The organism is Bradyrhizobium sp. Leaf396 (genome assembly GCF_001424605.1).
GTDB classification, from domain to species: domain Bacteria; phylum Pseudomonadota; class Alphaproteobacteria; order Rhizobiales; family Xanthobacteraceae; genus Bradyrhizobium; species Bradyrhizobium japonicum_C.
Genome location: NZ_LMQJ01000045.1, coordinates 193679 through 206752, shown reverse-complemented (window position 1 = coordinate 206752; position 13074 = coordinate 193679). Strand labels below are relative to the sequence as shown.

Annotated in this window: 11 protein-coding genes; 3 read left to right on the top strand and 8 right to left on the bottom strand. The window is 64.2% G+C overall.

The features are described 5' to 3' along the window. Positions 1–133: 133 nt before the first annotated feature. From ASG57_RS28395 to ASG57_RS28385, 3 genes are all read left to right on the top strand, one after another. On the top strand, positions 134–745 hold the full coding sequence (locus ASG57_RS28395; RefSeq protein ID WP_024339825.1) for a class I SAM-dependent methyltransferase: 612 nt from the start codon (positions 134–136) through the stop codon (positions 743–745). Between the two features lie 53 nt (positions 746–798). Then, a complete protein-coding gene (locus ASG57_RS28390; RefSeq protein ID WP_057198511.1) occupies positions 799–1281 on the top strand; it encodes a DUF411 domain-containing protein in 483 nt (160 codons plus the stop codon). Positions 1282–1353: 72 nt separating this feature from the next. Beyond that, positions 1354–1923: a hypothetical protein gene (locus ASG57_RS28385; RefSeq protein ID WP_051160675.1), complete on the top strand. Its 570-nt coding sequence runs from the start codon at positions 1354–1356 to the stop codon at positions 1921–1923. Between the two features lie 62 nt (positions 1924–1985). Here the strand turns inward: ASG57_RS28385 and ASG57_RS28380 are convergent, their stop codons facing one another. From ASG57_RS28380 to ASG57_RS28345, 8 genes are all read right to left on the bottom strand, one after another. Next, positions 1986–2393, bottom strand: a complete 408-nt coding sequence (locus ASG57_RS28380; protein ID WP_024339827.1) for a GFA family protein — start codon at positions 2391–2393, stop codon at positions 1986–1988. Positions 2394–2581: 188 nt separating this feature from the next. Further along, a complete protein-coding gene (locus ASG57_RS28375; protein WP_024339828.1) occupies positions 2582–3370 on the bottom strand; it encodes a DUF4198 domain-containing protein in 789 nt (262 codons plus the stop codon). Continuing rightward, the gene (locus ASG57_RS28370) at positions 3367–5313 is read right to left on the bottom strand and encodes a TonB-dependent receptor (RefSeq protein ID WP_162250089.1); all 1947 of its coding nucleotides are present in this window, start codon (positions 5311–5313) and stop codon (positions 3367–3369) included. The genes ASG57_RS28375 and ASG57_RS28370 overlap by 4 nt, the downstream gene beginning before the upstream one ends. A 746-nt stretch (positions 5314–6059) precedes the next feature. Next, the gene (locus ASG57_RS28365) at positions 6060–8351 is read right to left on the bottom strand and encodes a TonB-dependent receptor (RefSeq protein ID WP_024339830.1); all 2292 of its coding nucleotides are present in this window, start codon (positions 8349–8351) and stop codon (positions 6060–6062) included. A gap of 194 nt (positions 8352–8545) precedes the next feature. Next, a complete protein-coding gene (locus tag ASG57_RS28360) occupies positions 8546–8932 on the bottom strand; it encodes a DUF2946 family protein (protein ID WP_024339831.1) in 387 nt (128 codons plus the stop codon). Positions 8933–9376: 444 nt separating this feature from the next. Next, on the bottom strand, positions 9377–9961 hold the full coding sequence (locus ASG57_RS28355; RefSeq protein ID WP_024339832.1) for a DUF1254 domain-containing protein: 585 nt from the start codon (positions 9959–9961) through the stop codon (positions 9377–9379). Beyond that, positions 9958–10536, bottom strand: a complete 579-nt coding sequence (locus tag ASG57_RS28350; protein ID WP_024339833.1) for a DUF1214 domain-containing protein — start codon at positions 10534–10536, stop codon at positions 9958–9960. Before ASG57_RS28350 ends, ASG57_RS28355 begins: the two co-directional genes overlap by 4 nt. A 9-nt stretch (positions 10537–10545) precedes the next feature. Next, entirely contained in the window at positions 10546–12834 is a 2289-nt protein-coding gene (locus tag ASG57_RS28345) for a transglycosylase domain-containing protein (RefSeq protein WP_024339834.1), read from the bottom strand. Between the last annotated feature and the right edge of the window lie 240 nt (positions 12835–13074).

Genomic DNA, 13074 nt, shown 5'->3' with positions numbered 1-13074 from the left:
GATCGCCACATCGGTCGTTTTCGTTCCAATATTGGGGCGGCGCCGGCAAGATGGGCGATCGTGCGGAGGGGATCTTTGCCGCACCTGAACAGATCAGCAAGACCATTGAGCGGCGATGCCAGGAGATGCGCGCATGGGCTTCTACAACGACTTCATTCTTCCACGGCTTTGCGACCTTGCGATGCGCAACGAAGAGCTTGCGCCCTATCGGCAACGCGCGACCCGTGCGGCTCACGGCCGGGTACTCGAGATCGGCATCGGGTCCGGCCGCAACCTGCCGTTCTACGGAGCTACTGTGACGCAGCTCGTGGGGCTTGAACCCGCTGCAAAGCTTCTCGAGATGGCGCGAGCCGCTCCACAGCCGGAAACTCCAGTCGATCTCGTTGAAGCTTCGGCCGAGGCAATTCCGATCGACGACCGCAGCATCGATACGGTTCTGACGACCTGGACCATGTGCAGCATTCCGAACGTCGATCGCGCGATGACAGAGGCGCGGCGCGTGCTGAAACCGGGAGGGAAGCTGGTCTTCGTCGAGCATGGCCGCGCGCCCGAACCGCGCGTGCGCTGGTGGCAGGATCGACTGACCCCCGCATGGATGCGCATCTCCGGCGGTTGTCATCTCAATCGGGACATTGCCGACGTCTTGACCCGGAACGGCTTTCGCATCGACGAGATGCGCACCGGGTACATGAATGGGCTGAAGCCAATGACGTTTATGTACGAGGGCCAGGCGGGCCCTCGTTGATGCCCGCGACCCTCCGACCTTGCGGTCCAACGATGAGAGAAAGGAAGTCTAAGATGAAGGAACGCGCACATGTGATGACCCGCCGGTCGTTCGCAGGGCTGATGGCGGCGGCATTCCTTGCCGGGCCTGCCGACGCGGCGCAGGCCGACGAAACTGTCGTCAGGGTCCATAAGGATCCGAACTGCGGCTGCTGCGATGGCTGGGTGCGGCATCTCCGCGATAGAGGATTCACCGTCCAGGTGGAGGAGACCGCCGACCTCGACGCGATTCGGAGCCGTCTCGGTATCCCCCCGGACTTGGCCGCGTGTCACACAGCGGAGGTCGCCGGTTATGTCGTCGAGGGGCATGTGCCGGCGACGGCCGTACGGCGCCTCCTGTTGGAGCGTCCCAATGCGCGGGGCATCGCCGTGCCGGGCATGCCGATCGGATCGCCCGGGATGGAAGGCGGCAGGCCGCAGCGTTACGAGGTCGTGCTGTTTGGTGCCGAGGGGCAAAGGCCATACATGCGCTTTGTCGGCTCGCAGGCGATCGATTGAGCCTTGATGGCGGAGCACGGCGCGACGAGATTGGGATGAATTGCCATCGCGATCTGGGTTATTGTTCGAAGCATGATCGTGGTTGATGTCCCGCAACATGGGTGGAAAGTCATGAAGCTTCTCGTTTTGATCATCGCTTTGCTCGTGCCGGCCGCCGTTTCGGCACAGACATCGTATGCCGGCATGCAGTCCCGGCACATCAAGGCGCTCTCGGAGCAGCAGATTGATGATCTGCAGGCGGGACGCGGCATGGGGCTGGCGCTGGCGGCCGAGCTCAACGGATATCCCGGGCCCTCCCACGTGCTTGAGCTCGCAGACAAGCTCGGGTTGAATCAGGAGCAGCGGAGCAAGGTCCAGGAGATGTTCTCCGAGATGAAGGCCGAGACCACGCCCATCGGTAGTAAATTGATCGAGAAGGAAGCGGACCTGGATCGGCAATTCGCCAGCCGCACGATCACCGCCGAGACTCTGGCTCTTGCCATCGCGGCCATCGCGACGACGCAGGGCGAGCTGCGGCAAGCCCATCTCAAATACCACCTGCGCACTGCGGTGCTTCTCGACCAGGCGCAACTGGCAAGATACGCCGAGCTGCGCGGGTACACGTCCAGCGACGCTGCGCGACGGCACCACCACCATCGCTGAGCTGACGCACGACTTGAGGGTTGCCGGTCTCTGGATGAAAGAGCCGGATGTTCCTTCCGCCGCTAAGGCTGTGGAGGATAGCGGTCGAACGCCGGCAATTCGTGCGCATGCTCCATCCAGCGAAGACGCTCGGCGACCTGGATCTGCATCGTCGCCGGCACGGCTTCGGGATCGTCGTAGGTCGCGCTCTGGACGTCGATGATCCCCGGCAGCATGCTGGCATTGAAGTAGAACAGGCCGGTGCCGCAGTCGCCGCAGAACTGCCGTCGGCCGTGTTCCGAGGAGTGGTAGACCTTCGGTTCGCCCTTGATCACCTTGACGGCATTGTCCGGGTACATCGTCCAGCCGACGACCGGGGCGCCGGCGTGGAGCCGGCAATCGCGGCAGTGGCACAGCGCATGCACAATCGCGTCGCCCTCGACTTCGTAGCGGATTGCGCCGCAGTGACAGCCGCCGGTGATGGTGCTCATGCGTTCCTCCGATTCAGACGATTTCTTGAACCGATAGCCATCGAGACGCGTGGCTTCAACAGCGCAGGCGATCTGAGGTTGCGTCCTACTGTCGCGTGACAGCTGCTGCCACGCGCGCTGATCCGAGCTCGGCTCCGGAGGAGGTCAGCGGCCGGTTCAGCGGCAGAGCGACAAAGTCACGACTGCGATCAGCGCTGCTTGGCGGCCGTGCTGAACCACAATGTCGCATTGTAGAGGTCGGCCCTTGCCTGATCGGGCGTGACTGACGGCGCCGCACGGTGATCGATCACCAGCAGATGGGGACCCGGCTTGACGATGGTGACAGCCGCCACGCCTTCCGCGTCCGTCTTGAATTTTGGAATGTCCTTCTCCGCAGCCGCGGTCTTGCCGTCGCCACGTTCGACCTCCGCTCCGGCGAGAGGCTTGCCGCGAAACAGCACCTTGACCTTGAGCGCCTCACCAGGCCTCGCCTTGGCTGGATCGGTGAGTGGCACGAGCTCGAGGTCGTGTCCAAGCACCTCCTGCCAGGGTGCGTCAGCCCCCGTGATCGCTTTTGCAAACTTGCCGGACCAGAAGCTCTCGGCGGCGTCAGGCACGAGCCGCCGGGTTGCGTTGCGATAGAGGCCGTCTGTCGTCCTGACCCAGAAACCGTTGTCGTAACGCGCCGCGAGCAGCGTATGCCCGGCATCGTCGAACGGTTTCGTTCGTGCGATCTGGATGCCCTTGTCGGATGCGATCGCAAGCCCGTCGAGCAGCGAGCTGCGGCCTTTCGGCGTGATCATGAAGAGGTCCACGACCTTGTCCGCGAAAGCGGGCGGGCGGTCGTCCGGATGACCGTAATTGACGATGGCGCAACGTGCGCTGGCTGGCCCCGAGAACGTGAGCCAGACATCATGTGCCGAGGCGGATGCTGTCGATCCGAGAACAAGCCCGGTTGCGAGCAGCGTGTGCGCGAGACGAGGGAAGGTACGGCTCATTTGGTCACCAGCCTTGGAGTTGCCCCCGCTATTACGGTCGGGAAACGATACGAAACGCCCGCAAGCACGGCGATTGTCGGCTGCGCGCTGACGAAGATGTCGGATGTCCTTGCGTCGACTGGATCGCCAAAATTGATGGCGATTTCGCTGAGGCGATCGCCGGGATACCAGGTCGCCTGCGTGAACGCGGTCCACCCCTCGGGCCAGGAATAGGCGAGCTTGCCGGTCACGCGGGAGTAGGGTGAGGTGGTGATGAGACCGTCCTGCGTGAGGTTCTTCTTGCCGACGAAGGTCACATAGACCGAGCCGGACAGGACTTGCGCATTGACCGTCGCGACGTTGAAATCAACGCCGACATTGGCGACGTAGCTCGGCACGTTCGGGACGAAGTAGGAGGGCGCAGCGTCGACGAGGCGAGCCGAGACGCCGCCATAGTTGGCGAACAACGAGACGTTGTTGACGGGATCCTTGATCACGAACCAGCGGGCATCGACGTCGTATCCGTTGCGCCGGGCTTTGCCCAGGAACGTCACGGGCAGACCGGGCGCCGCCTGGAACGCTTCGTTGGCCGAGTCCGTCGTCCAATAGCTCGCCAGCAGCCTGAAGCGATCGAACGTGAACTGGACGCCGCCCTCGCGGCTGACGATCCTGAATGGCTGAATGCCGGGATTGCCGATCAGCTCTGCGGGTACGTCGATGCTGCGGAAACCCTCGCCGTAATTGGCGAACAGCTCCAGCCATTTGAACGGCGCGATGGCGACGCCGGCCTTTGGGCTTGCAATGCCGTTCGAATGATTCGGCGTGCCGCCAGGCGTGGTGCGGTCGTTGATGTCGTAGTAGTACTGGTCGTAACGCCCACCGGCCGTGAACTTGAGCCAGGGCAACGGCTTGACCTGGACCTGACCGAAGCCGGCGATGTTCGTCTCGGTCAACCCGACATTGACCGCGGCCGGGCCGGACACGGCGCGGGCGAGGGTCGGCGCCTGGAACGCCTCGATGAAGTCGGTGCGCCAATTGCTGCCGAGCAGGACCTGCACGGGGATGTCGTCGCCGATGGCTCCGCTCCAGGTCTTGCTGACGCGGCCGCCAACCATCGTGCGATCCTCGTGCTGCACGCGCTGGCCGCCGCCGAAATCCGCGAACCGGTTCGAGAATTGGTGGCTGACGAACAGGGTGCCTTTCAGCTCCTGGTCCTGTGCACCGGAGCTGTAATTGGTGACGAGGTTTTCGAGCTGCTTGTTGCCGCCGTCGGTCGGATTGGTCGCCGAGCGTTCGGAGATCGTTCCTGCGGCAATGGCGTCGCGACTGGCATAGCCCGGCGAGCCGTATTCGGTGCCGTAGGCCTGCGCACGGAACGACACGGTGGCGCCGTCCGGAAGCGTCGTCGTGACCTTGTTGAACGAGTTGTAGCGATTGATGAAGCTGTTATCGCGGTAGCCGTCGGTGTGATAGCCCTCGAACGCGAGATAGGGCAGCCACGCGCCCTGCGTCGTGCTGTAGGTCGCGACGCCCCGGGCCGTGCCTTGCGTGCCTCCGGAGATGCCGAGGCTCGCAAAGAGTTCGGCCTGCTTGGTCGTGATGTTGACCGAGCCGCCCATATTGGAGTCGCCGTACTCGACCGAAAACGGCCCGCGCACGATCTCGATGCTCTTGACCGTCTCCGGAAACAGCACGTTGAGGTCGGCATAGTTCGGCGTATGCAGCGAGGAAACCTCGTTGAGCGGGACGCCGTCGATGTAATAGGCGATGTCGCGGCCGTGTTCGGATTCGGTATAGCCGCGCAGCGAAAGCCCGTAGCCGATTCCGCCCTGGCCATAGTTGGACACATTGAAGCCTGGCAGCGAGCGGAACAGGTCGCCATAGGTTGCAACCGCCAGCCGGCTGATCGCCGGTGCGTCCATCACCGTTACGGCCGCCGGCAGCGCGGTCACCGCGCTCGACACGTCGCCCCGTCCCGGCGTCGCACCAGCGGAGAAGCCCGTGCCCGCTTGCTGCGGCGATGCGCGCTGCGTGACGGGCGATCGCTGCGCCTGACGCGCGGCGTTTGTCCTTGCCGAGAGCTCTGGGCGCCGCACGCGTCTGAGCGCCGTCTCGGGCGCCGCGACAGTGACCGGCGGCAACGCCCCCGCCGCAGATCCGCCAGGTCCCGTCTGCGCGTGAACTGGATTTGCGGCAGAAGCGCCTGATAACGCCATGCCGGCCAGAACCACGCGCCAGGAAATTCTACGCAACTTGCCCCCCGCTACCGCACCGACGGCCGATCGACGGCCTCACGCGGTATGATGTTTGGTGTAAGTCGTCATACATGAGTATGACGACTTGAGTCGATCATCATACTCGCATGAGCAAGTTGCGGGCCAATCGCAGCGGCGCGGATGACTGCGGCGGGGAAAGTTGACCGGATTCAGAGTGTTGCGCGTTTGGAGGTCGCTCCTGCGCAGCGCATCGCGCCCCACCGTAGCCGTGTCCGTGAAAAGCCGCTGTCCACCCCTGGAAACCGCCGGTGACCCCGTGTCTGCAGAAGTCCGCGCTGCTCCAGATTCCCGATCAGTCGGCGCAGTCGGCAGCGGAAGTGACGGCGCATTGGCTGTTTCCGCGACTGGACGGTGGCTTCACGCAACGGACGTTCGACGGCCCCGGCCCGCCACGCGGCGACTTCGAGTCTATCGCCGCGTGGCATCTGGTCCGGTCAGAAGTTGACGCTGAGCCGCGCGTTGAACGAGCGGCCTGGTCCCTTCACGTTGTAGCCGTAGGCGGCCGAGGACCCCATCATCGAGTCGACCTTGTAGTCGACCAGGTCGGCGCCACCCAATGGCAGGTGGTAATTCTGGTTGAACAGATTATCGATGCCGAGGTCGAGTCGGACGTGCTGCCACTGGTAACCCGTACGCAAATTGAGCAGCGCATACGCCGGTGTCGTGAGCTCATTGTGAACCTGGCTGACCTGATCCTTCGAGCCGACGAGTTGCAGTTCGATGCTATTGGTCCAGCCGCCAAGGAGATGGTCGAGCGCGAATTTTGCGTTGATCGGCATCATGTGATAGAGGTCAACGCCATCGGTTCGTTGACCTCGAACATAGCCGATCAGGCCGCGCACCTGCCCCTGACCATAGATTGGATTGTCCCATACGGTCAGCCGCCCCTCGACATTGATGCCATAGAGCGTCGCGTCGTGATTGGCGAACTGCAGGTATACAAAGCCGGTGTTCGCCGTCAGGTTCGCGGGATTGCTCGCGAGGCAGCTCGCAGTCGAGCAGCGATCGACATCGATGTAATCGTGCACATAGCTGGCATAGGGCGTGAGCTTCACGCCCCAGACCCGTTGCGCAGGATCGTGCCAGCCCGCAGTGAAGCTGACGGTGTGAGCTTTCTCAGGCTTGAGGTCCAGATTCCCGACATAGCCGTTGCCGTCGCCGAACCAGCCGATCATCTTCATCGCCATCGCATTGGTGGACCAGGCGTAGCGTTCGTAGAGATTGGGCGAGCGCGTCTTGCGGGCGAAGCCGAATTCGTATTGGCTGATGTCGTTCGGCTCGTAGCGGAGGAGGGCGGAGCCGTCGACATGAACGTCGGCGCGGGCACGGTCGAGCGCGTTGAAGGCAGCCGCATCCGCGCCGTAGCTCATCGCATTGTAGCCCTGCACGTTGCCGGTGTTCATCCACACGACGTCGTTGCGCAAACCGAGGATCGATGTCCACTGCCGATCCCAGTGGCGTTCCCACTCGACGAACGTGCCGAGGCGATCGCGCGTGCCGCCGTTGATGTTGATGAACGCGTTCGGGCTCATCATCATCGATCCGGCCACGGGGCTCCACCAATCGTCGAGCCGGTTGACGGCCAGCTCGTTGCCGATGCGAAGCAGGTCATGACCGGAGAGGGCCACTGTCGCCTTCATCGAATAGCCGGCGTCGAGAGCCTTCGTGTCCATCGGCATCTCGCCGATCTTGTCGGGCGCAATGAATCCCATGGTGTGCCGGATCTGGTGCACGAAGGCGCTGGCTTCGAACTTGCCCCAGTCGAACACGCCCTCGTAACGGCCGTTTGCATAGAGGCCGCGGTTATAGACCATGTCCATGTACTGGTTGACATAGCCCTGGTACGGAATGAACTGACCGCCAATCTGGAAAGCAAAGAGATTGCCGAGCGCCTGCTTCGAGATGCTGATGGCATGGTTCTGCGTCTCGTAGAGCGTTGACTTGACCGTCGTTCCGTCGCCGGCCTTGTAGTTGCCCGAGCGGACCCAGCCACCCGTGTAGGTGACGCTCGTGTCGTGGTTGGCCAGGGTTGCAGTTGCATCGACGCCATAGGCGTTGCCGTTGCTGCGGAAGAAGCTCGAAAGCCGGGTGCTGGCAACCCAGCCGGCCTGTGCCGGCGTGAAAGCCGGCGGCGCAGTGGTGACGTCGATACGGCTGCCGATATAGTCGCCTCCGACCGATACAGGTCCGACGCCGAGATAGGCCCGCATCTTCGCAATCATCGCCGGATTGACGAACGACAGGGGCGGATTCATTTCGTTCGGACAGGCGGGGCTGATCAGCATCGAGTTGATCGCGACCTGCAGCCGGTCGGCCCCAAATCCGTTGATGGCGGGCAGGCTCGAGACGCCGCCGGCACCCCATGCCGCACCGCCGGGCAGGGCAGTGACGAGAGAGGCGGAGTCGCTCGACGAAAGGCCGCGATCGAAACCCGCCCTCGGCGGCAGGCTGGCGGATGCGGGCACTGAACTCGGACTCTGATCTGGCGCAGAGATGTCGCCGCTTTGTGCTGCCGCGGGTGGGGCGGCCGCGACGACGCCGCGCGGCTTTCGTTTGCGTTGTTGCGGAGAATTGACCGTCACGGGTGGCAGCCGCTCCGCCGATTGCGCGGAGGCCGTTGTGACGAAAGGCGGAAGCAGCGAAGTCGCACAAGGCAGGGCAGGTGAGATGAGCGCCGTCGTCGCGGCCAGGATGGACCGGCGCAGGCTGGTTGATGTGTTGGACATGAGCGTTTCTATGTGAGGCCAGCGATCACGCCGGCGCATGACGGAAGCGGGGCGCGCGCTGGCGGCCCTGCCGATGATGTCGGAAATGAGCGATGGCCAAGCCCGCTCGAGCTCTGCGCGCACGTCCCGCCGCTGGGGCAGGCATGCGGATCAGAGCCGGGAGCGCGAATATTCGCGCCCGCCTGAGGGCAACATCAGGTCAGTGCGGGTGGTCCACGCGACAAATGGTCGAAAGATCGCGCATAGGCGACGATCCGCTGCCGAAACCAATAGGCAGCACTTGCCGTGAGCGGAATGCGATCGGTCAACGTGGGTTGAGGCGGCGGCAGAGCGCCGGATACGTGGTGTCCCACGCAGAGCGGGCAGTGTACGTTCGTCTTCTTGCCGTGCTTGTCCGCATCATCGGTCCGAGCGGCATCTCCGTTGTCGCCGCTGATGCAGAGCTCTTGAGCCGCCGCGCCGGCCAGAGGGGAGATGCTTGCGACCAGCATGCCGGACAGGATGACATTCAAGACCAACGCATAGGCTGCAACAATAGCAGTGCCCCGGCCGATCCGTCGCTTGTAAGCGAACCCCGTCATTCACCTGCCCCCCGCGCACAGGTATCACAGCGGAAGACCGAGTCAAACGCGCAGAGGCCGGATCGGGCCCAGCATCTCGTTATGTTGCTCGGCTACCATGTCGAGTGGTGGTGATATCTTGCCGCTGTGTGGTCTCAGGAAAGCGACAGATGCGGGTCAGCTTTCGCACGCTTGCTGGATCGACGTACGAGATCGCAGTTTCAGCCGCTGGGGTCCGCCGGCACTCGAGCATGAAGAAACCCGCGGCGGATTGCTCCGCGCGGGTGTGACGAACTTTCGATGCTGCCAGTATGCCGGTGTTTTGCCCGACGAGTCAAAGGAGCGCGCGCGTCGCCCGGCAGCTTCGTCGTCGCTGACCGAAGAGCACATTGATCTCAATGCTCCGGCTACTGTGCATGGGGTTGTTTTCGCAGTTTTCGTTTTGCGTTGCCGCCATGGCCGCGCTCACCGCCGGCGGCGCGGCGCCTCGGCCTTGGCCGGCGGCTCGGTCTGCGGGGTGCAGGTTGCAGCCTGAAGCGAGCTTTGCGCCTGCGCCATCAGGCCGGGCTCGGGGGCGAGCGCCTTCATCAGGATCAGGCCGGTCGTGGTCGGGGAATCGATGATCAGGCGGTCGGCCGCGGTGACTTCTTCGTCCTCGGGCAGCTCGCTGTGTTGCGCTTCCGTCATCAGGTCGAGCTCGATGACCTTGCGGCCCGCCGAGCGGTCATTGATGGCGTAATAGGCGATCTCGTTGCGGGTGTAGAACGACAGCGAGGTATAGGCCTGACTCACCGGCACCGTGAGCTTGATCGGTCCGCTCGACAGATCGTAGCGGCAGATCGCCAGCGCAAAGGCAGGATCCATGAACGGCATCGGTGACGTGCTGGGGTCGGCGAGGGGAAGCTGGGTGACCGCGTTCACCTTCGTCATCGGCGTCAGCCGCGAATAGGCATCCTGCGTCGCGATCCGCGGCAGCGCCAGCACGCTGACGAGATGGACCACGAGGCCCAGCACCACGCCCGCGACGATCGTGAATGCGAGTCGTATCATGAGCAGCCCACCGTCGTGATGCTGGGCATCGGCGCATCGCGCTGGGTGCGCGTCGCAACCCCGACCGGCGTGTCGTAGAGCCGGAGCATCAAGGCGTAGCGCTCGATGCCGCCGGTCGGCAGCCAATTGCCGGCGCGCGATCGCGAGGCAATGCGGATCTCGAACGAGCCGTCGGACTGGCGCACGATCTCCTGGCTGGTGAAGCCGTAGCGCTGCAGCGAATTGGCGACGAGATGGCCCTTGCGGTCATACAGCGTCAGCGTCCAGAACCGCGCCGGCGGCGTCACGCCGGAGACGATCACGTCGCAGCGGCCGTCGAGCGCCTTCCTCTTGTCGTCGGTCGTGGCGGTGAAGGCGACACCGTCGCCGGTGCCGATCGGCAACTCGCCATTGCGCACAATGGTGGCGCGCGAATAGGGATCGACGTCGGCGGTGCCGGTGCGCGGGCGGGCGGTCCAGGGGCCGATGGTCAGCGCGCCGATCTCGGTGCCGCGCGTCGTCGTCATCCAGGTCGCACCCAGGCCGACCACCGTCGCGAGAAGAAGCGCCGTCAATGTGATCAGGATCAGCCGCACGGGTTTCGATCAGTTCTTGCGCGGGGCGGAAGTGTTGGCGTTCTCTTCCGCATAGTTCTGCGGGAAGGCGAGCGCGCTCGTCGACGAGGACGGCTTGGCCGGATTGCTGTCGGCATCCGTCGATTTGTTCGCAGTCCTGGCCGCATTGTCGAGCAGCCTCTCGACGCGCACCAGAATGTCGGCGCCACGCTTGGTCAGCACCGGCGGAGGACCCGGCTTGGTCTCCAGCACCTTCGGCGCCGCATTGGCGTGCGCGTTGCTCACATGATGCGGCGGCAGCTTCTGGCCCATGCCGACGCCGGGGATCTCCCTGACCTCGACGCCCTGATGCGCCGCAAGCATGATGTCGTGCCAGGTCTGCGCCGGCAGCGAGCCGCCGGTCATGCGGTTGGTCGGCGAATAGTCGTCGTTGCCATACCACACCGCGCAGGTGAAATTGCCGGTGTAGCCGACGAACCAGGCGTCGCGATACGCATTGGTGGTGCCGGTCTTGCCCGCGGTCGGAATGCCGTCCAGCGCAGCACGGCGCGCCGTGCCCTCGCTGACGACGTGGCTCATCATGCCCGCCATGTCGGCGGCGACGGAGGCGGGAATCGCCTGCCGCGGCTTCGGGCCGTCGCGGTCCCAGCGCCAGACGAGATCGCCTGCGCCGGTGCGCACCTCCAGCACCGCATGCGGCGTCACCGCCTTGCCGCGGTTCGGGAAGGTGGCGTAGGCGACCGCATGCTCGAGCACGGTGACTTCGTCCGAGCCGATCGGCAGCGACGGCGTGTCGGGCAGCGGCGCCTTGAGACCGAACCGGCGGGCGACCTCGACGATCTTGGCGCGGCCGACCTTGGCCGGGTTCGGCGCCTTCGGCTGTTCCCGCCGGCCAATCTCGATCGACAGCTTCACCGGCACGACGTTGATCGAGCGCGTGATCGCCTGCGTCAGCGTCACCGAGCCGGAATAGGAATGGCCATAATTCTGCGGGCACCAATTGCCGATGCAGACGGGACCGTCGACAACGACCGAGTTCGGCGTGTAGCCGTTCAGCAGCGCGGTGGTGTAGACGTAAGGCTTGAACGAGGAGCCGGGCTGGCGATAGGCGTCGGTGGCGCGATTGAACTGGCTGGCGCCGTAGTCGCGGCCGCCGACCATGGCGCGGATGCCGCCGTCGAGATCGGCAACGACCGTCGCGGCCTGCGTCGCGTGATAGTCGCGGCCGAACTGGCGCAGCTGGTTCTCGACTGCGTCCTCGGCCGCTTTCTGCACGTTGGAATCCATCGCGGTGCGCACCACGAAGACGCGCTCGGTGTAGGACTTCGGGAAGGTGTCGACCAGCTTGCGCATCTCGTCGAAGGCGTAGTCGAGATAATAGTTCGGCGAGGCCTCGTCGCGGCGGTCGACGGCGAACGCCGGATTGCGGCGGGCGCCGAACACCTGGCCCTCGGTCATGAAGCCGGCATCGACGAGATTGTCGAGAACGACGTTGGCGCGGGCGCGGGCGGCGGGCAGGTTGATGTGGGGGGCGTATTTGGTCGGCGCCTTGAACAGGCCGGCGAGCATCGCGGCTTCCGCCAGCGTCACGTCGCGCGCGGACTTGTTGAAGTAGAAGTGCGCCGCGCCGTCGACTCCGAAGGTGCCGCCGCCCATATAGGCGCGGTCGAGATACAGCTTGAGGATCTCGTTCTTGGTCAGGCGCCATTCCAGCCAGATCGCGAGGAATGCTTCGTTGACCTTGCGCTCGATGGTGCGCTCGTTGCTCAGGAACAGGTTCTTGGCGAGCTGCTGGGTGATGGAGGAGCCGCCCTGGCGGACGCCGCCGGCCTGGGCGTTGGTGACGAGCGCGCGGGCGGTGCCGGCGATGTCGATGCCGAAATGCTCGTAGAACCGGCGGTCCTCGGTGGCCAGCGTCGCCTTGATCAGCACGTCGGGAAAATCTTCCAGCGGGATCGAGTCGTTGTGCTTGATGCCGCGGCTGCCGATCGGATTGCCGTAGCGGTCGAGGAAGCTCACGGCGAGGTCGGACTTCTTCAGCCAGTCCTCGTCCGCGGTTTCGCGGAACGCGGGGATGGCGAGGGCGAGCATCACGACGAGGCCGCCGAGCCCGAGCGTCGCAGCTTCGGAGAGCGGCTCGATGAACACCCAGCGCTTCCATCGTCCGACATAGAACCGGTCCATGAAGGTCGAGTAACGCTCGTAGAGCTCGCGGATGCCCTTGGCCGAGGAGAACAGCGAGGAGTCGATGCGCGCATCGAGGTCGAGGAAGAAATTCCGGACCCTCTGCTTCCAATGCGGTGGTATGATCTGGCGCACCTAGAACCCTTGAGGCTTGCTTCGAAAGCGTTCAAGCACCCGGCCGGGGCGGCATCGAGACGTCTTGAGGGAATGTTGCGGCAAACCCAAGGCGCCCGGCCAGCATCCGAGGGACTTGCTGTTTCTTCTAGCCGAGCGGGGCCCATAAACCAATGGTCACGCTCGCGATTTTGAACAACAGGCATAAATGCCCCCGGGCAATTACGGGCTTCGACAAGGCCTTGCTTGCACCTTTGCGGC